This window comes from Blastomonas sp. RAC04, assembly GCF_001713435.1.
Taxonomy (GTDB): domain Bacteria; phylum Pseudomonadota; class Alphaproteobacteria; order Sphingomonadales; family Sphingomonadaceae; genus Blastomonas; species Blastomonas fulva.
The window spans coordinates 655,830-674,722 of the sequence record NZ_CP016460.1 but is presented as its reverse complement, the minus strand read 5'-3'; the positions used below and the strand labels follow the sequence as shown (position 1 = coordinate 674,722).

19 protein-coding genes are annotated in these 18,893 nt (G+C 65.4%); 16 read left to right on the top strand and 3 right to left on the bottom strand.

The genetic code is table 11. The features are described 5' to 3' along the window. The first annotated feature begins 173 nt into the window (after window positions 1–173). From BSY18_RS04280 to BSY18_RS04270, 3 genes are read left to right on the top strand one after another with little or no spacing between them, the layout of a single operon-like run. A complete protein-coding gene (locus BSY18_RS04280; RefSeq protein ID WP_069049765.1) occupies window positions 174–1,979 on the top strand; it encodes a DUF885 domain-containing protein in 1,806 nt (601 codons plus the stop codon). A gap of 2 nt (window positions 1,980–1,981) precedes the next feature. Next, window positions 1,982–2,239 carry a DUF3311 domain-containing protein gene (locus tag BSY18_RS04275; protein WP_069049764.1) on the top strand — a complete coding sequence of 86 codons (258 nt, stop codon included), beginning with the start codon at window positions 1,982–1,984 and terminating at the stop codon, window positions 2,237–2,239. Next, complete coding sequence (locus tag BSY18_RS04270; RefSeq protein WP_069049763.1) at window positions 2,236–3,690, top strand: sodium:solute symporter family protein; 1,455 nt, start codon at window positions 2,236–2,238, stop codon at window positions 3,688–3,690. Before BSY18_RS04275 ends, BSY18_RS04270 begins: the two co-directional genes overlap by 4 nt. 15 nt (window positions 3,691–3,705) lie before the next feature. Here BSY18_RS04270 and BSY18_RS04265 read toward each other — a convergent pair whose 3' ends face one another. Continuing rightward, window positions 3,706–4,602 (bottom strand): LysR family transcriptional regulator, encoded by an 897-nt coding sequence (locus BSY18_RS04265; protein WP_054133083.1) that lies wholly within the window; start codon window positions 4,600–4,602, stop codon window positions 3,706–3,708. A 156-nt stretch (window positions 4,603–4,758) separates the two neighbouring features. Between BSY18_RS04265 and BSY18_RS04260 the strand changes: the two genes are divergently transcribed. The 6 genes from BSY18_RS04260 (at window position 4,759) to BSY18_RS04235 (ending at window position 9,521) form a co-directional block, all read left to right on the top strand. Further along, window positions 4,759–5,679 (top strand): dihydrodipicolinate synthase family protein, encoded by a 921-nt coding sequence (locus tag BSY18_RS04260; RefSeq protein WP_054133242.1) that lies wholly within the window; start codon window positions 4,759–4,761, stop codon window positions 5,677–5,679. 5 nt (window positions 5,680–5,684) lie between these two features. Next, window positions 5,685–6,860: an NAD(P)/FAD-dependent oxidoreductase gene (locus BSY18_RS04255; RefSeq protein WP_069049762.1), complete on the top strand. Its 1,176-nt coding sequence runs from the start codon at window positions 5,685–5,687 to the stop codon at window positions 6,858–6,860. Continuing rightward, window positions 6,857–7,141, top strand: a complete 285-nt coding sequence (locus BSY18_RS04250; RefSeq protein ID WP_054133085.1) for a (2Fe-2S)-binding protein — start codon at window positions 6,857–6,859, stop codon at window positions 7,139–7,141. The genes BSY18_RS04255 and BSY18_RS04250 overlap by 4 nt, the downstream gene beginning before the upstream one ends. Beyond that, window positions 7,134–8,495, top strand: a complete 1,362-nt coding sequence (locus BSY18_RS04245; protein ID WP_069049761.1) for an FAD/NAD(P)-dependent oxidoreductase — start codon at window positions 7,134–7,136, stop codon at window positions 8,493–8,495. Before BSY18_RS04250 ends, BSY18_RS04245 begins: the two co-directional genes overlap by 8 nt. A 109-nt stretch (window positions 8,496–8,604) precedes the next feature. Next, window positions 8,605–9,093 carry a VOC family protein gene (locus BSY18_RS04240; protein WP_069049760.1) on the top strand — a complete coding sequence of 163 codons (489 nt, stop codon included), beginning with the start codon at window positions 8,605–8,607 and terminating at the stop codon, window positions 9,091–9,093. 23 nt (window positions 9,094–9,116) lie between these two features. Then, on the top strand, window positions 9,117–9,521 hold the full coding sequence (locus tag BSY18_RS04235) for a RidA family protein (RefSeq protein WP_069049759.1): 405 nt from the start codon (window positions 9,117–9,119) through the stop codon (window positions 9,519–9,521). A 15-nt stretch (window positions 9,522–9,536) separates the two neighbouring features. Here the strand turns inward: BSY18_RS04235 and BSY18_RS04230 are convergent, their stop codons facing one another. Both BSY18_RS04230 and BSY18_RS04225 read right to left on the bottom strand, forming a co-directional pair. Beyond that, complete coding sequence (locus BSY18_RS04230; RefSeq protein ID WP_069049758.1) at window positions 9,537–11,192, bottom strand: DUF885 family protein; 1,656 nt, start codon at window positions 11,190–11,192, stop codon at window positions 9,537–9,539. A gap of 38 nt (window positions 11,193–11,230) precedes the next feature. After that, complete coding sequence (locus BSY18_RS04225; RefSeq protein ID WP_069051684.1) at window positions 11,231–12,400, bottom strand: pyridoxal phosphate-dependent aminotransferase; 1,170 nt, start codon at window positions 12,398–12,400, stop codon at window positions 11,231–11,233. A 140-nt stretch (window positions 12,401–12,540) separates the two neighbouring features. On the opposite strand from BSY18_RS04225, the gene BSY18_RS04220 reads away from it, so the two are divergent. Genes BSY18_RS04220 through BSY18_RS04190 form a run of 7 tightly spaced genes read left to right on the top strand, consistent with a single transcriptional unit; the run spans window position 12,541 to window position 18,881 of the window. Beyond that, window positions 12,541–14,841 (top strand): bifunctional salicylyl-CoA 5-hydroxylase/oxidoreductase, encoded by a 2,301-nt coding sequence (locus BSY18_RS04220; protein WP_069049757.1) that lies wholly within the window; start codon window positions 12,541–12,543, stop codon window positions 14,839–14,841. Between the two features lies 1 nt (window position 14,842). Further along, window positions 14,843–15,604: an SDR family NAD(P)-dependent oxidoreductase gene (locus tag BSY18_RS04215; RefSeq protein ID WP_054133092.1), complete on the top strand. Its 762-nt coding sequence runs from the start codon at window positions 14,843–14,845 to the stop codon at window positions 15,602–15,604. Then, window positions 15,601–16,098 (top strand): MarR family winged helix-turn-helix transcriptional regulator, encoded by a 498-nt coding sequence (locus tag BSY18_RS04210; RefSeq protein WP_231683600.1) that lies wholly within the window; start codon window positions 15,601–15,603, stop codon window positions 16,096–16,098. Before BSY18_RS04215 ends, BSY18_RS04210 begins: the two co-directional genes overlap by 4 nt. After that, complete coding sequence (locus BSY18_RS04205; RefSeq protein ID WP_054133093.1) at window positions 16,095–16,904, top strand: enoyl-CoA hydratase family protein; 810 nt, start codon at window positions 16,095–16,097, stop codon at window positions 16,902–16,904. Before BSY18_RS04210 ends, BSY18_RS04205 begins: the two co-directional genes overlap by 4 nt. Continuing rightward, complete coding sequence (locus tag BSY18_RS04200; RefSeq protein ID WP_069049756.1) at window positions 16,904–18,070, top strand: acyl-CoA dehydrogenase family protein; 1,167 nt, start codon at window positions 16,904–16,906, stop codon at window positions 18,068–18,070. Before BSY18_RS04205 ends, BSY18_RS04200 begins: the two co-directional genes overlap by 1 nt. Then, window positions 18,070–18,474 carry an acyl-CoA thioesterase gene (locus BSY18_RS04195; protein WP_069049755.1) on the top strand — a complete coding sequence of 135 codons (405 nt, stop codon included), beginning with the start codon at window positions 18,070–18,072 and terminating at the stop codon, window positions 18,472–18,474. The genes BSY18_RS04200 and BSY18_RS04195 overlap by 1 nt, the downstream gene beginning before the upstream one ends. Further along, entirely contained in the window at window positions 18,471–18,881 is a 411-nt protein-coding gene (locus tag BSY18_RS04190; protein WP_069049754.1) for a RidA family protein, read from the top strand. Before BSY18_RS04195 ends, BSY18_RS04190 begins: the two co-directional genes overlap by 4 nt. The last annotated feature ends 12 nt before the right edge of the window (window positions 18,882–18,893 follow it).

The following is an 18,893-nucleotide window of genomic DNA, read 5'->3' as shown; positions in this document are numbered from 1 at the left end:
CAACGTAACGACGATAAGGCTACGCCAAAGACAACGACATGCCTTGCAAATGCCCGGATTACCGCGCTTTTGGCTCTTTCACGGGGTTTTGCACCCTCCCGCCTCTCCGGCTTGCATTATTGCGCTGGTGCGACACGATCAGCAACAAGCGAAAAGCAACTCGGGGACCCGCCATGCACAGTCCGTCTTTCCAACTCTCGCGCCGGACGCTGATCGGCGCGATGGCCGCCAGCACGCTGACGCCGCTGCCCGCTATAGCGCAGGGTTCGTCCGCGTCCCAGGCGTTGCGCGCGTTGCTCGAACGCAGCGAGGCCGCCGATGCCGCGCTCAACCCGCTGCGCGCCGCGCGCACGGGCAAGAGCGCAGGCGCGTTGTTCGTCGATCCGCTGGGCGATGATTACGCCAAGGCGTTGCGCGCCAACAAAGTGGTTGCGCTGGCCGATCTCAAGGCGATCGATCGCACCGGCCTGCCCGCAGCCGATCGCATCGCATATGACGTGTTCGACTATCAGACCCGGCAGACGCTGACCCTGTTCGACAGCGGCCTGTTCGAGGTCCAGCGCATGGCGCCGCTCAACCCCTCGTTCGGGCTGCACATCGAGTTCCCCGATTTCCTCTCGAGCGGGGCTGCGCCCTTTGCGACACCTGCGGATTACGACGCGGCGCTGGTGAGGATCGATGGCTTTGTCGGGTACATGGACAGCACGATCGCCCGGCTGAAGCAGGGCCGCGCCCAGGGCTATCTGCAGCCCAAGGTGATCGTCGCCAACGTGCTGGCGCAGGTCGATGCGATGCTGAAGCTGCCGGTGGAGCAGAGCCCGTTCTGGACGGGCATCACCCGCATGCCCGACAGCATTGCAGCCGACGAGCGCAAGCGGATCAATGCGGCGTTCCGCGCGGCGGTGGAAGGCAAGGTCTACCCCGCCTATCGCAGCTGGGCGACCTATCTGCGCGACACCTATCTGCCCAATGCGCCCGAAGCGCCGGGGCTGTGGGCGATGAAGGGCGGCGATGCGCTTTATGCCTGGGATCTGGCGCGGCATACCACCACCACGCGCTCGGCCGACGACATCCACCAGCTCGGCCTGTCCGAAGTCGCGCGCATCCGTGCGGAGATGGAGGCGGTGCGCGCCAAGGTCGGCTTCGACGGCGACCTCAAGGCATTCTTCGAGCATGTCCGCACCGACCCGCGCTATTACTGCAAGACGCCGGAAGAGCTGCTCGGCCGGTTCAAGGCGATCGAGGAGCGGATCTGGCCGGCGATCCCGCGGCTGTTCCACGCAAGGCCCAAGGCGCCGTTCGAGGTCCGCCCGCTGCCCGCACTGGGCGACCAGCGCGGCACCGGCTATTACCGCGTCGGCCCGCCCGATGGCGTTTCGCCGGGGATCCTGTTTTTCAACATGTCGATGCTGGGCACCCGGCCGATCCCGACGCTCGAGACGCTGACGTTGCACGAGGGCATTCCGGGCCACCATTTCCAGCTGACGCTAGCGGCCGAGAATGCCGACCTGCCGCCGCTGCTGCGCCACGGCCAGGCGACCGCCTATACCGAAGGCTGGGGGCTGTATGCCGAATCGCTGGGGTCGGAGCTCGGCATGTTCACCGATCCGATGCAGCTGTTCGGGCATCTCGACATGGAAATGCTGCGCGCGGTGCGGCTGGTGGTCGATACCGGCATCCATGCCAAGCGCTGGGGTCGGCAGCAGGCGATCGATTATATGCTCGCCAACACCTCGATGGCACCGCGCGACGTGGTGGTCGAGATCGACCGCTATATCGCCTATCCCGGCCAGGCCTGTTCGTACAAGATCGGCGAGTTGAAATTCCGCGAACTGCGCACTGCCGCCGCCAAGGCGCTGGGCCCGCGCTTCGATATCCGCGACTATCACCATCAGGTTCTCTCCACCGGCGCGCTGCCGATGGACGTGCTCGACGCGAAGATCCGCAGCTGGATCACCGCGGGCGGCGGAAAGGCCTGAGCATGGCGCCTGCTTCCCCGGCGGTTTCACGCCGCCATCGCTGGCTGCTGCTGATTCCGTTCCTCTGGCAGATCGGCGGCATTCCGCTGGTCAACGACATCGCCTGGCGACCGTTCTCGCTGCCCTTTCCGATGGTGTGGCAAATGGCGGGGATCGTGATCACGTCGCTGGTCATCGCCTTCATCTTCTCGATCGATCGGAAGCACCCCGAGTTCGAGGGCCCGGATGATGACACCCCGGCCACGGGAGAAGCCGCATGATCCTCGCGCTGACCCTGGCGGTGGTGCTGGGCACGATGGCGGGAGCGCTGCTCTCGGCGCGGCGGCATGCCAAGGCCAAGACGCTGGCCGACTGGGCGGTGGGCGGTCGCCGCTTTGGCGTGCTGGTGTTCTGGTTCCTGAACGCGGGCGAGATCTACACGACCTTTGCGGTGCTGGGCATATCGGGCTTCGCCTGGGCGCATGGCGCGCCGGCCTATCTTGCTCTGACCTCGGTCTCGCTGTCGGCGACCATCGGCTATTGGCTGATGCCCAACATCTGGAACGCTGGCCGCAGGTTTGCCCTGGTGACCCAGGCGGATTTCTTTGCCAGCCATTACAACGCAACCTGGCTCGGCGTGGTCGTCGGCATCGCCGGGATCGCCGCGCTGGTGGTCTATGTCCAGATCCAGATCGTCGCGCTCAGCCTGATCGTGCGCCTCACTTTGGGGCCAGAGGTCTCGACCATCGCAGCAGCGTTGATCGCCGCGGTGGTGATGCTGGCCTTCGTCTATTTCGCAGGCCTGAGATCCGCTGCGTTTGCCGCCGGGGTCAAGGACGTGCTGATGGTGGTGATCGTGATTTGCCTGTGCATTACCGTTGCCTCCAAGGTCGGTGCCACCTCGATGCTCGATGTCTACCGCCTGGCGCAGGATCAGTATCCCGGGATCGGCCGATTGCCCGGATTGCAGCCCGAGGCCGGTCTCTCGACCATCTGGCTGATGACCGCCGCGCTCAATGTTGCGCTGGGCAACTGGATCTTGCCGCACCTGTTTCAATTGTGTTTTTCCGCCGGGACAGAGGCAACCATCCGGCGCAACGCGATCTGGCAACCGCTGTATTCCCTGTCCTATTTCTTCATCATCCTGCTGGGGCTGGCCGCGCTGCTTGCAGGCACCCAGCCCGAGGGCGGCGATACCAATGCGGTGCTGCTGCAGTTCGTGTCGGACCGGTACCCGCCCTGGGCGATCGGCATCTTTGCGGGCACCGCGTGCCTGCTCGCGCTGGTTCCGGGATCGGTGCTGCTGCTCACCGCGGGATCGATCTTCAGCCGCAACATCCTGCTGCCGATGATGCCAAGCCTGTCCGACCGCGCCTCGCTGCTTGCCTCGCGGCTGTCGATGATCGTGTTTGCCGCGATCGCGGTGTGGCTCACTTTGGGGGGATCGCGATCGCTGGTTGAGATCGGACTATCGGCGTATGCCGCGATCGGCATGCTCGCGCCGGGCGTGTATTTCGCCTTCCTTTGGCCACGCGCGCATGCCTGGGGCGTGCTGGCGGGGATCGTGGTGGGCTATGCCGCGCTGCTGTTGCCGCAGGCACAGACGCTGTGGAGTACGCTGCTGCCCGACTGGGACCATGGGCTGGTGGCGATGGCCATCAACGCTGTGGTGACCGCAGCCGTCTGCCTCGCCTGGCCGCGACCCACAGCGCTTGCAGCGCAGCCTGCCTGAGCCGGAATCTTGGCATCAGCTCCAGCTCTTCAGCCGCGTCTCCAGCACCCCCATCAGCCGCGCGGGCGCACCCTCGAGCTGGCGGCCCAGCCTGTGGATCAGGCTCACCGTGCTGTGCTCGATGGCATCGTCGAGCAACGGCCGCGCGACCAGACTGCCTTCGTCGAGCTCGGCCAGCGCGGAAATTCGCGGCAGCACGGTCAGCGCGCGCCCGGCCTTGGCGATCTCGCGCATCATCTGGATCGATGTGGTGACCAACCGCGGCTCAAGCCACACCTGCGCGCGCTTTTCGGCGTGGTTCAAGGTGCTGCGGATGCGGAACCCCTGCGGTGGCAGGCACAGGTCGAAGCGGCCGAGATCGGCGATGGTCAGCGCCTCCATCGCAGCCGCAGGATGATTGGGCGCGCACAGCACCATCAGCGGTTGTTCCACCGTGCTGCGCGTGCGGATCTTGGGTTCGCTCGTCGTGTGCAGAATCATGCCGATATGCGCCTCGTCGTCGAGCACCATGCGGATGATCTCGGAGCTGGCACAGCTGGTGACGGTGATCGATATCCCCGGATTGCGCCGCTGGAAGCTCTCGATCAGCGCGGTGAACGAGGGTCCGAAGAACCCCTCGCCGATCGCCAGATCAATCCGTCCGGACTTGACCTCGCGCAGTTCTTGGATGCGGTTGAGCAGAGCTTCGCGGTCGGCCATCTGATTCTTGTGATAGTCGAACGCCAGTTGCCCCGCCTCGGTCAGCCGGATCGAGCGACGGCCACGCTCGATCAGCGCGATACCCATCTCGCTTTCCAGCTGCGCGATCTGGCGGCTGATCGATGAGGTGGCGACCCCGATCTTGTCGCTCGCCAGACGCATCGAGCCGAGGTTCGCGGCCTCGTAAAAATAGTGCAGCGCATTGTCCCACATTCTCGCAGTTCCTCGGCAACCGTTGCAAATCCGGAACTCAAAATGCCATTCGTTGCGATAAACGCAACCATTTTCGTCTTTTGATGTCCTTGCTGCCAAGGCAGCTTGGCCTATCGGGGTGCTATGCTGTATGTCCGGAACAGGGGAGCCGAATTGATGAACAAAAGATCGCGCGCCAGTTGGCAGGGATATATCCCGGCGATCACCACACCGTTCGATGTGGATCGCAATCTCGATCTCTCCGCGTTGGGCACGCTGCTCGAATGGCTCCACAGTGAAGGGATGCACGGGCTCCTCATCGCCGGGACGACCGGCGAATGGCCCAGCATGTCGCCCGAGGAATGCAAGACGCTGTTCTCGGCGGCAGGCAACCAGCTCGGCGGCAAGCTGCCGCTGCTCGCCGGGTGCACCGCGTTCACCGCCGAGCGGGTGCTGGACCTCGCCGATCACGCCGCAGATAGCGGCTTTGACGGCATCGTGGTGACACCACCGCCGTATTACCGGCCGCTTCCCGACGAGATCTTCGGCTTCTATCGCGACATTTCGGCACGGAGCCGGCTGCCGATCTGCGTCTACAACTGGCCCCCGGGCACTGGCATCGACATGCCGCTCGACCTGCTCAAGCGCATCGCCGGGCTCGACAATGTCGTCGCGATCAAGCAGTCGACCAGCGATCTGCGCAAGTTCCTCGACACCTTTTTCGCGCTCAAGGACGAATTGCGCATCTTCGGCCATGCGATGGACGAGCATGGTCTGGCGCTGCTCGAATCGCGCGGCGGCGACGGCACGATGGGCGCCGGCGGCGTGCTGGGGCGGATCCATGCCGATTTCTACAATCATCTGTGGGCAGGCGATATTGCCGCTGCGCGCGAATGCGGCCGCAAGGACCGGCTGATCCTCGATGCGTGGTACACGCCCGAACTGGTCGGGCGGTTCGGGTCCGGGCCTGCCATCCTCAAGGCTGCGCTCAACGTCCAGGGTCTTCCCGGAGGCTATGTCCGCCCGCCGCTGCAGGATGTGTCGGCTCAGGATGTCGAACGAATCCGGGAGACATTGGCCACGCTCGGGCGCATCTAGGATCGATGGAGCGGGCGGACGTAGCAATCATCGGAGGCGGGCTGGTCGGCTGTGCAACGGCCTGGCAGCTCGCGCGCAAGGGCGCCTCGGTGGTGCTGGTCGAGGCCGGTGACATCAATGCGGGCGCATCCGGCCAGAACGCCGGGTCGCTGCATTTCCAGATTGAGCGCCGCTTTCTCGAAAACGGCGACGCCCTTGCCGAACAGGGCGCGCAGATCGTCGCGCTCAGCCGCCACGCGGTCATCGACTGGCGGACGATCGAGCAGGAGCTTGGTGCCGATCTGCATGTCGCGATGCACGGCGGGCTGATGGTCGCCGAAACTGCCGAACAGGTCGCGCTGCTCGAGACCAAGGCCGCGCGCGAAAGCCGTGAGGGTTTGGCGGTGCGCACGCTGGATGGCGACGAGGCGCGCGCGATCGCCCCCTATCTCTCGCCCGGCATTCTGGCGGCGAACTTCTCGGCCGATGAGGGGCATGCCGATCCGCGTGCGATCACGCCCGCGCTCGCCGAAGCGATCAAGCGCGAAGGGGCCACGGTTCGCACAGGTACCCGCGTCCAGACGATCGCGCGCGAGGGCGGAAGGTTCGCCATCCGAGGCGACGGGCTTGCCCTTTCCGCCGACCAGCTGCTGGTGGCGGCAGGCGCGTGGAGCGCGGATATCTGCGCGCTGATCAACATTCACATGCCGATCTATCCGGTGGCGCTGCTGATGAACGCTACCGAGCGCGTTCCACCGATGGTGCCGCATCTGGTGCAGCATGTCGGGCGGCGGCTGTCGCTCAAGCAGACGCACGCGGGCAATCTGCTGATCGGTGGCGGCTGGCCCTCGCGGCTCGCGCAGACCAGCAACGGCGGGTTCGACCTTTCGGCCAAGGCACAGATGATCCCGGAGTCGCTGACCGGCAATCTGCTGGCGGCGCGCGACGTGGTGCCCGGCGTCACCCGGCTCAACCTGATCCGCAGCTGGACCGGGGTCACCGCGATCACATCCGACCAGCTGCCGATCGTCGGCCCGGTGCCGCGCATGCCCGGGTTGTGGGTCGCGGCAGGGGGATCGGCGTTCACGCTCGGTCTCACCTTTGCGCGGCTGATGGCCGATGCGATGATGGGGGGAGACGCAGACGAGCTGTCGCTGCTTTCTCCGGCAAGGTTCGAGCATTTGAACGGATTCATGGGATGAGCGCCGAACGGATCACGCAGGATGTCGAGCGCGGCGAGCCGATCGCGATCCTGGTCGACGGCCAGCCGGTCGCGTGCTTTGCCGGCGAGACGGTGGCGACCGCAATGCTCGCGGGCGGGCTCGATGCCTTCCGCACCGACCAGCGTGGCCGCCCGCGCGGGCTGCTGTGCAACATGGGCAGCTGCTACGAATGCCTGGTGACCGATCTCGCCACCGGTCGCCGGGTGCGCGCCTGCCTTGCGCCTGCAGCAGACGGCATGGAGGTCTCCACCCGTGGCTGACCGGATCGAATGCGATGTCGCGATAATCGGCGGAGGACCTGCGGGCCAGGCCGCTGCGCTGGCGCTCGCCGGACGCGGCCTTTCGCTTGTCGTTATCGACGAACAACCCCGGCCGGGCGGGCAGATCCTGCGCCAGCCCCCTGCCCGCTTTGCAGTGCGCGGCTGGCTTCAAGAACGCAGCTACCGGCCGCTCAAGCAGCTGCTCGAACGGTTCCAGGCGCTGGATGGCGTCCAGTGGCTGGGCGGGCATTCGGTGATAGGGCTGCAGAGCGGATCGATCATCGCCCTCGGCCCCGATGGCGCCACAACCATCGCCGCACGGCACATCCTGATCGCAGCGGGATGCCACGACCTGGCCGTGCCGCTTCCCGGCTGGACGCTGCCCGGGGTCTATGCGGCGGGCGGCATCCAGGCGTTCATCAAGGGGCAGCAATTGCTGGTGGGCAAGCGCGTCGTGCTCGCCGGAACGCATCCGCTGCAGTTGATCATCGCCGCGCAGATCGTCGCTGCGGGAGGATCGGTCGCAGCTGTGCTGTTCGCACAACCGCGCAGCGCGATGATCGCGGCGCTCGCCCGCCATCCGGCAGCAGCCCTGCGCCGCGCCCCCGATCTGCTGGCGACCGCAGGCGCGGTGAAGACGCTGGCGCGGGCGGGAACGCCGGTCCGCTACGGAACCTCGCTCGAGGCGCTGACCGGCACCGATCGCGTCTCGGGGGCGCAGACCAGCGGCGGGGCGATCGAATGCGACGCGGTCGGGCTGTGCTATGGCTTCGTGCCGCAATCTGCGTTGCCGCGCATGGCGGGCGCGCAGATGGCAGCAGCGGGTCCAGCGGGAGGCTGGGCCTGCATCCACGACGATTTCATGCGCACAACGGTGCCGGGCCATTTTGCGGCGGGCGAGACCGCCGGCGTTGCAGGCGCCGCAGCCGCAGCCGCCGGAGGTGCGCTGGCCGGGATCGGCATCGCGCTCGATCTGGGGCTGATCTCGCGTGACGCTGCCGAAACCGCTGCACGCCAGCCGCGACGTGAACTCGCCCAGCACCGAGCCTTCGCGGCACTGCTCGATGATGTTGCCGATCCCACCGCATATCTTCCCGCATCGTCGGCCGACACGATCATCTGCCGCTGCGAGGATGTCGATCAGGCTTCAATCGCTGCCCAGATGGCTCACTGCCAATCCGCCAACGCGATCAAGCTTGCCACCCGCTGCGGCATGGGCGCGTGCCAGGGGCGCAATTGCGAGCCCAGCCTGCTCAGGATGATCGCCGCTGCCGGGGGACCCGCGCAGGCGGGCTTTACCGCACGTTTTCCAGCGCGCCCGGTGGCGATCGGCGACCTGTTGCCGCCGCAATGACCAGTACTTGCGATCATTGCGTTGCCGGCAACGACTTTTCCGTATTCATTGCGTTGCAGGCGCGCACCCTGCCCCGCAATATGGGCCTTCGCAACATGGGGACACGCGCATGACACCAGCACCCGAAAAGCCTGTATTCCTCTCGGTTGACCACATCTCGTGGACCGTCCCGGATCTGGAGGCGGCGCTGGCCTTCTATCGCGACGTCATCGGCGCGGAGGAGCTGTTCCGGATGGGCCCGCTTGATGCCGCCGATATGCCGGTCGATGACCAGGGCATCGACTGGATGGCGAGCCATGTCGGGGTGCCCGGCGCGCGGATGACGCTGGTGATGATGAAGCTCACCGACAACATGAACTTCCAGCTGGTCCAATATGACAAGCCCGACGATCGCCGCACCGACCTGCCGCGCAACTGCGATCGCGGCGGGCATCATCTCGGGCTCAAGGTCGATGATGTCGACAAGGCGCTCGCCTATCTGACCGCTTATGGCTGCACCCCGCTGGAGATCATCCACATCGATGCCGGGCCGCTGGCGGGCAAGAAGAATGTCTATGTGCTCGATCCGTTCGGGCACCAGCTCGAGATCGTCGACTGACACCCGCACCTAAGGAACAGCGCATGACCAACACCAAGATCAACCCCGCCGGAATGTACGACGCTGTCGGCTATGGCTTTTCGCACGCGTCGATCCATTCAGGAGGCCGCACGGTGCACCTTGCCGGACAGGTCGCCTGGGACAAGGACTGCAACGTGGTCGGCGGCGATGATCTTGCCGCGCAGACGCGTCAGGCGCTCGCAAACCTCAAGCAGGTGCTTGCCGAGGTCGACGCGACGCCAGCGCATATCGTCCGCCTGCGCACCTACATTGTCGGGCATAGCCCCGACAAGCTGGGCCCGGTTCTGGGCGAAGTGGGCGCATTCTATGACGGCGCCACCCCCGCGCCCAACACCGTCATCGGGGTTCAGGCCCTCGCCCTGCCGGACTTTCTGATCGAGATCGAGGCGACTGCGGTCATCGACTGACCGCAGTGCCAGGAGTCAGCGCAGACCCTTGATCTCGTCGTCGCGCCCGGTCATTTCCCAGCGGATCAGCGAGATCGGGATCGATCCTGCCGCGCGGAAGCGGTCGTGGAACGACTTGATGTCGAACGCCTCGCCTTCCTGCATCGCGACATCGGCGAGCAGCTTTTCGAGCTCGACCTTGCCCATATAGTAGCCAATGCCATAGCCCGGCTGGCGCAGGTACAATTCGATATCGAACTGCGCCACGGCATCGCCGGGCTTCATCCATTTGGGCGTGCGCGCGATCAGCGATTCATTGGCCTGCTGCCAGGTCCATTCATTGGCCTGCATCCGGATTTCGGGAATGATCCGCGCCGCACGCTTGGCGCCCAGGATATAATCGATTTCGCGCGTCTTGGGCCTGTCCTCGAGCATCCCGGCCTGCAGGATCATCTCTTCCATGTAGAACGCCCAGCCTTCATTGCGCAGGCCGTTGACGAAGAACAGCCGCGGCTTTCCACGCACCGGGCGCGTATCGCGCGCGGCCTGGAGCGAATCGAACATGTGCCCGGGAAGGTTGTGCGCGCGCAGCGGCAGCCCGTCGCGGAACTCGGCCTGGAAGAAGAAATGCAGGTTGAGCGGCGGGTCGAACAGCCCCGGCTTGGATGGATCCCGATCGAACGGGAACTGATAGGGCCCCTCTTCGGGATCATGCTCGACATAATCGGGGATGGTGACCCAGTCGCCGTCGCGCAGCAGCTTGAGCAGATGCTCGTCCTCGGCCTTGCGCTTGGCATCGAACGCAGCGCGCGTGGTGACAGGATCGGGCATCGGAATCGCCCGGTTGCGGTGCTCCTCGATCTTGAGGAAGGTGAGCTGCCGCTGATATTCGCGCTCGCCGATGGTCTCGACCTGCTCGGGCGTGTACGGCAGCAGCAGCACGTTCTTGAGATACCAGGCATAGTTGTCCTTGCCCACGCCACCATGCGCGGGAAGCCCGGCCTCGATCGATTCGAGCCACGCCTTGAAGTCTGCGGCGGCGGCCTGGGCGCGTTTTGCGGGCTCGACCAGTTCGGGCTGCAGCTTGGCAGCAGACGCCGCCAGCTCGCCGAAGACGTTCATCTCGACCCGCTTCTGCACGATCGCCAACCGCGCGAGATCGCCGCGCGCGTCGGTAAGACTGGCGCGTGCCTGGCGCAGCGCGCCGGGCACCGCATCGAGCTTGGCCGCCAGCGCCTTGGCCTTGTCGGCAGCGAGCGGAAGCTGGGGAATACCGAAAGCACCGTGCATCTTGGGACCGAAGCCCAGATTGGTGACGCTGTAGAAGCCAGGGTCGCGCTTCCACGGCTGCATCACGCGGTGCTGGAATTCCAGGCCCCGCATCTCGGCGAGAACCACCATGTAATCGACGCGTTCGCTGACCGGCCAGCGGCTGTCGTCGATCGCCTTCAACCGCGCCTGAAAGCTGCGCAGCCCTTCATATTGCCGCGCCATTGCAGCGGGCGAGTAATCGGGCAGGCCATCGACCATCTCGGGCGCGACAAATGCGCGGAACTCGTCATAAAGCGCCACCAGATCGGCATGGCTCGCGGACGCCGGCGCAGCTTGCGCTGCCGCAGGGAGCGCCCCTGCCGCCGCGACCATCGGGAGAGCCAGCAAGGCCGCCATCACACGCATCTTGAGTTTCATCATCTTTCTCCCTGTCGTGACGGCCTGATCGATCTTATCCGTTATAGCGCGTTGAAGAAACGGCTGAGCCGCTCCATCGCCTCGGTCACCCGCGCTTCGGATTCCGATCCGAAGCACACCCGCAAATGGCCCTCCCCGGCAGGACCGTAAAAGCTCCCCGCCTCGACGACGACATGCGCCTCTTTCAGGATCGCCATGGCAATGTCCTGCGAGCTGCGCCCGGTGCCGCTGATGTCGGGAAAGGCATAGATCGTGGCTTCGGGCGCGGCGCAGGTGACACCCGGCATCTGGTTGAGCGCCTGGACGACGATGTCGCGCTTGCGCCGATCGGCCTCGACCATCGCCAGCATCGCATCCTGCGGCCCTTCGACCGCGGCGCGTGCGCCTTCCTGCACGAACACGTTTACGTGGGTCACGTCGGTCATCGCAATGGTGAGGATCGCGGGCATGAGCTTTGCATCGGCGGTGACATAGCCGACGCGCCAGCCATCCATCGAATAGGCCTTGGTGAAAGCAAAGCAGGTGATCGTCCGCTCGCGCATGCCCGGCAGGCTGGCGATGCTGATGTGCTGCGCCTGATCGTAGGTGATGTATTCATAGACCTCGTCCGACAGCACCAGCAGGTCGCGCTCGGTCGCCAGATCGGCCACGTTCTGCAGCTCGTCGCGGGTATAGACCCTGCCCGTGGGATTGGCGGGGTTGATCAGCACAATCATCCGCGTGCGATCGGTGATCTTCTCGGCGATCTTTTCCTTCGAGATGGCAAAGTTGTTCGCCTTGTCGAGCCCGGCGATCACCACCTTGCCGCCGGCCAGCTCGGTCTTGCCGATGTGCTGCGGATAATACGGATCGAGCAGGATCACCTCGTCGCCCGGATCGATCGCCGCCATGAACGCTGCGAACGAGGCGTGGGTGAGGCCATTGGTGACCAGCACCTCGTCAACGCCATAATCCAGCTTGTTGAAATCGCGCAGTTTCTTGACCAGCGCCTGGCGGAACGACAGCGTCCCGCGGAAATCGCCATAATGCACGATGCCCGCATCGAGCGCGGCCTTGGTCGCCTGCTTGATGTGATCGGGGGTATCGGCGTGCGGCCGTCCGAACTCCAGATGGATCAGGTCCACCCCCTGCGCATCGAGCTTCGAGGCCTCGTCGTACATGCCGAAGCTCTTCTTGGATCCCGACGTCAGGCGTTGTGCTGGCCACTTCATAATCTGTTCTCCGGTGATTCCCATACACGTGAATAATTGTGTGATATACGATATTTCAAGCTTAAAATTTTAGGCTTGAAGCAATTTGCTGCCCGACATAGGATCATGCCCATCGAGTCTGGACTGGAAAGGGTAGCGCGATGAAGATCGGATGCGTCGGCGGAGGGCCTGCTGGGCTGTATTTCGCGATATCGATGAAACTGCACAATCCCGATCATGTCATCGATGTGTACGAGCGCAACCGTCCGCATGACACCTTTGGCTGGGGCGTCGTCTTTTCCGACCAGACGGTCGACAATTTGATGGCAAACGACCCGGTCAGCGGCGCGACCATCCGCGACGAGTTCACCCATTGGGACGACATCGACGTCCACATCCATGGCGAGTGTATCCGCTCCAGCGGCCATGGCTTTATCGGCATCGGCCGCAAACGCCTGCTCGCGATCCTCCAGCAGCGCGCGCGCGATCTGGGCATCGGCCTGCACTTCGAGCACGAGGCGAGCACCGACCCTGCAGACTGGGCCGAGTTCGACCTCGTCATTGCCGCCGACGGGGCCAACAGCCGCATCCGCACCGCGCATGTCGAGCACTTCGACGTCGACATCCAGGTCAAGAAGAACAAGTTCTTCTGGTTCGGCACCGCCAAGCAGTTCGACGCCTTCACCTTCGCTTTCGAGAAGACCGAGGCGGGCTGGGTCTGGGCGCATGCCTATCGCTTCGACGACCAGCTTTCGACCTTTATCGTCGAGATGGCGCCCGAGACCTGGACCGGTCTTGGCCTCGACACGATGGATCAGCCCGAGGCGATCGCGCTGTGCGAAAAGCTGTTCACCAAGCACCTGGACGGCAACGCGCTGATGTCCAACGCCACCCATCTGCCCGGACCGCAGGCGTGGCTCAACTTCCGCCGGATCATCACCGGCCAGTGGTCGTACGACAAGTTCGTGCTGCTGGGCGATGCGGCGCACACCGCGCATTTCTCGATCGGATCGGGCACCAAGCTGGCGCTCGAGGACGCGATCAAGCTTGCCGAAGTGCTCAACCGCCCCGGACTGTCGCGCGCCGATGCGCTGGCGGAGTATCAGGCCGAACGCAGCATCGAGGTGCTCAAGCTGCAGAACAGTGCGCGCAACTCGACCGAATGGTTCGAGACGCTCGACCGCTATCTGCCGTTCGCGCCGATCCAGTTCACCTATTCGCTGCTCACCCGCTCGCAGCGGGTCAGCCACGAAAATCTGCGGCTGCGCGATCAGGCTTGGCTGGAGGGCGTCGAGCGCTGGTTCCAGGCGCAGGCGCCGGGCGGCCGCGACACCGGCGCGCCGCCGATGTTCGCGCCGTTCCGCTTGCGCGAACTCGAGCTTGCCAACCGCATCGTGGTCTCGCCCATGGCGATGTACAGCGCCACCGACGGCACGCCGGGCGACTTCCATTTCGTGCATTATGGCACCCGTGCGCAGGGCGGCGCGGGGCTGGTCTATACCGAGATGACCTGCGTCTCGCCTGAGGGCCGCATCACGCCGGGCTGCCCCGGAATGTACACACCCGAGCATGTCGCCGGTTGGAAGCGGATCACCGACTTCGTCCACCACAACAGCAAGGCCAAGATGTGCCTGCAACTGGGCCATTCGGGCGCCAAGGGATCGACCAAGCTCGGCTGGGAGGGAATGGACGAGCCGCTCGACAGCGGCAACTGGCCGCTGATCGCCGCATCCGACGTTCCCTGGAGCGATGCCAACCAGACCCCTCGCCCGATGACGCGTGCCGACATGGACATGGTGCACGACCAGTTCGTCGCCGCCACCCGGATGGCGATCGACGCCGGGTTCGACATGGTCGAAATGCACGCCGCGCACGGCTATCTGCTCTCCAGCTTCATCACCCCGATGCAGAATCATCGCACCGACGACTATGGCGGCAGCCTCGAGAACCGGCTGCGCTTCCCGCTCGAGGTCTTCACCGCGATGCGCGCGGCATGGCCCTCGCACAAACCGATGTCGGTTCGCATCTCGGCAACCGACTGGATGGGCGACCAGGGCGTCACCCCCGAGGAAGCGGTGCGCATCGCGCAGGCGTTCCACGAGGCAGGCGCGGACCTGATCGACGTGTCGGCAGGCCAGACCTGGGCCGACTGCCAGCCGGTCTATGGCCGCATGTTCCAGACCCCGTTTGCCGACCAGGTGCGCAACGAGGCGCGCGTCTCGACCATGGCGGTGGGTAATATCTACGAGACCGACCACGTTAATTCGATCCTCGCGGCGGGCCGTGCAGACCTTGTCGCCTTGGGCCGTCCGCACATGATCGATCCGATGTGGACCTTGCGCGCGGCGGCGCAGCATGGCTATCGCGGTGTCGCCGTTCCGCCAGCTTATCTGAGCGGCATGGGGCAGCTCGCACGCAACATGCAGCGCGCGGCGGAGCAGGAAGCGGCACTGAGAGGCTGATATGCGGCTGGAGGGACTTCACGCGGTCGTCACCGGGGGCGGCTCGGGCATCGGCGCCGCCATCGCGCAGGCGCTGGCGCGCGAAGGTGCGCAGCTGACGCTGATCGGGCGGCGGCGCGAGGCGCTGGACGCCATTGCCGCCACCCTGCCCGGCGCCTGTATCGCGCAGGCCGACGTCACCGACCGGGCTGCGGTCGATGCGGCCTTCGCATCCGCCCGCGCCGCGCATGGCCCTATCGCCATCCTCGTCAACAACGCCGGCATCGCGCCCAGCGCACCTTTCGCCAAGGTCACGGCTGAAGCCTGGCGCCAGACGATGGCGGTCAATCTCGACGCCTTGTTCCACTGCTGTCAGGCGGCGCTCCCCGACCTGCTCGCAGCTCCATCGGGCCGGATTGTCACCGTCGCATCGACCGCCGGGGTCAAGGGCTATGGCTACACCGCGCCCTATGTCGCCTCCAAGCATGGCGCGATCGGCCTGATGCGCGCGCTTGCCACCGAATTTGCGCACACCGGCCTCACCGCCAACGCGGTGTGCCCGGGCTTTACCGATACCGACATCGTCGGCGATGCCATCGCCAACATCCAGGCCAAAACCGGCCGCACCGCGGATGAGGCGCGCGCACAGCTCACCCGGTTCAATCCGCAGGGCCGGTTGATCGACCCGGCCGAGGTCGCAGAGGCGGCATTGTGGCTGTGCCTGCCCGCCAGCCGATCGGTCACGGGCCAGGCAATCATGGTCGCCGGTGGAGAAGTGATGTGACAGGCGCGAGCGCAATCCGCGAAAAGCATGACGGCGAGATGGTCGATCGCAGCAATGTCCGGCTGTGGCTGCGGCTGCTGACCTGCACCACAGTGATCGAAAAGCGGCTCAAGCGACGCTTTGCCGACCAGTACGGCATCACCCTGCCCCGTTTTGACGTGATGGCGGCGCTCGATCGCAACCCCGCCGGGATGACGATGGGACAGCTGTCGCAGGAGCTTCTGGTCTCGAACGGCAATGTCACCGGCGTCGTCCAGACGCTGGCGCGCGACAACTACATCAGCATCGCCCCCTCGCCCACCGATGGCCGCGCCTCGATCGTGCGGCTGACCCAGCTGGGCCGCGAATGCTTTTCAGGGATCGCCGAGGCGCATCACGAATGGATCGACATGATGCTTGAGGGGCTGACCCGCGACCAGCGCGCCGCGCTGTACGATCTGCTCGGCGCACTCAAGATCTCGCTGGCCGACGACAAAGGAAAGGAACAGCCATGAACCCCGAGAGCTTTTCGCCTGAGCATTTCAGCTGGCATTTCGCCGATGGCGTCGGGACGGTCACGCTGAACCGCCCCGACCGCAAGAATCCGCTGACCTTTGAAAGCTACGCCGAGCTGCGCGATACCTTCCGCGCGCTGGTCTATGCCACCGACGTCAAGGCGATCATCGTCACCGGCGCGGGCGGCAATTTCTCCTCGGGCGGCGATGTCCATGAGATCATCGGCCCGCTGACCAAGATGGCAATGCCCGAGCTGCTCGCGTTTACCCGGATGACCGGCGATCTGGTCAAGGCGATGCGCGCCTGCCCGCAGCCGATCGTCGCCGCGATCGACGGCATCTGCGTCGGTGCAGGCGCGATCATGGCGATGGCATCGGATCTGCGGCTGGCGACCCCTGCCACCAAGACCGCTTTCCTGTTCACCCGCGTCGGGCTGGCCGGATGCGACATGGGTGCATGCGCGATCCTGCCGCGGATCATCGGCCAGGGCCGCGCATCCGACCTGCTCTACACCGGGCGGATGATGAGCGCCGAGGAAGGCGAACGCTGGGGTTTTCACAACCGCCTGGTTGCAGCCGAAGACCTGATCGGCGAGGCGACCAAGCTGGCGCGCTCGATCGCCGCCGGCCCGACGTTCGCGCACGGCATCACCAAGACCCAGCTTGGCATCGAGTGGGCGGTGTCGGTCGAAACCGCAATCGAGATGGAAGCGCAAGCCCAGGCGATCTGCATGGCGACCAACGATTTCCGCCGCGCCTTCGAGGCCTTTGCCGACAAGCGCACTCCAGAGTTCAAAGGTGATTGATGGCAGACCGCAGCTTTCTTGACTGGCCGTTCCTTGATGACAGCCATCGCAGCCTGGGCATGGAGCTCGATGCCTGGTGTGCGGCGAACCTTTCCGACGACCACCCGCACGATATCGACGCGGCGTGCCGCGATCTGGTTGCGGCGCTGGGTGCGGCAGGCTGGCTGCGCTATTGCGTCCCGGCTGCTTATGGCGGGGTGCACGAGCAGCTCGACATCCGCTCGCTGGCGCTGATCCGCGAGACGCTGGCGCGCTATTCGGGTCTGGCCGATTTCGCCTTCGCGATGCAGGGCCTGGGTTCGGGGACGATCAGCCTGCTCGGCACCGAAGACCAGAAGCGGCGCTATCTTCCCGAGGTCGCCTCGGGCCGCAAGATCGCAGCCTTTGCACTGACCGAGCCCGAATCCGGATCGGACGTCGCCTCGATGGCAACGACCGCGCGGCGTACCGCCAGCGGCTATGTGATCGACGGTGCCAAGACGTATATCTCCAACGGCGGCATCGCGGACTATTACGTGCTGTTCGCTCGCACCGGCGAGGCACCGGGTGCCAAGGGCGTATCGGCGTTCATCGTCGATGCGGATACCGCAGGGCTTGCGGTGACCGAAAGGATCGAGGTCATCGCCCCGCACCCGCTCGCAACGCTGACCTTCACCGACATGGAGCTGCCCGAAACCGCGCTGCTGGGCGAATCGGGCCGGGGCTTTGCCGCTGCGATGGCGACGCTCGATATCTTCCGCACGACCGTGGGCGCAGCGGCGCTGGGCTTTGCCCGCCGCGCGCTCGACGAGGCGACCGCCCGGGTCAAGGTGCGCAAGCTCGGCGCAGGCACTCTCGCCGACAATGCGATTACTCAGTCCAAGCTCGCCGAGATGGTACTTGATGTCGATACATCGGCGCTATTGATCTATCGCGCAGGCTGGCTGCGCGACGTGATGGGGCAGCGCAACACGCGTGAGGCGGCGCTCGCCAAGCTGCACGCCACCGACAGCGCGCAGCAGGTGATCGACAAGGCGGTGCAGATGTTCGGCGGCATGGGCGTCACTGTCGGCGCGCCGGTCGAGTCGCTGTACCGAGAGGTTCGCGCGCTCAGGATCTATGAAGGCGCCTCCGAAGTGCAGAAGGTCGTCATCGCCCGCCAGCATCTCGCGCAAAGCGCGAACTGATGTTCCGCACCACCCTGCCATTGCGCTTTGCGCACTGCGACCCTGCGGGCATTGCCTATTATCCGCGCTATTTCGAGCTGTGCGATGCCGCAATCGAGGACTGGACCGCAGCGGTTCTGGGCATCACCCGGCGCGAGATGCACGTCGACTGCGGGCTCGGCCTGCCGACAGTCACGCTGACGGCAGACTTCGCGGTCCCCAGCCGCCTGGGCGACATGCTCGATTTCACCGTCACCGTCACCCGTGTGGGACGCAGTTCGGTCGACCTCAATGTCGATATCGATTGCGCAGGCGAGCGCCGCTTTTCGGTGCGCTACACCCAGGTGCTGACCGACCTGGCCGAGGGCACATCGCGCCCGTGGCCGCCTGAATTGCACGAACGCTTGATCGAGGAAAGCGCATGACCGCTCATCAGACCCTGTTGCCCCCCGGCTGGCCCAGGCCGCGCGGCTATGCGAACGGCGTGGCCGCCACCGGGCGGCTGGTGTTCACCGCCGGCGTGGTCGCCTTCGATGCCGACGAGCGCATCGTCGGGGACGATCTGGCCAGCCAGTTCCGTCAGGTGCTGGTCAACACCCTTGCGGTTCTCGCCGAGGCAGGGGCCGGTCCCGAGCACATCGTGCGGATGACCTGGTATGTCACCAGCCGCGACGAGTATATCGCCAGCCTTCCCGCCATCGGCGCGGCCTATCGCGAGCTGATCGGCAGGAACTTCCCGGCGATGGCGGTGGTTCAGGTTGCCGGCCTGGTCGAGGCTGACGCCAGGGTCGAGATTGAAACCACCGCGGTCGTTCCCCCCGCCAGCGCGTAATCCTAAGGACAG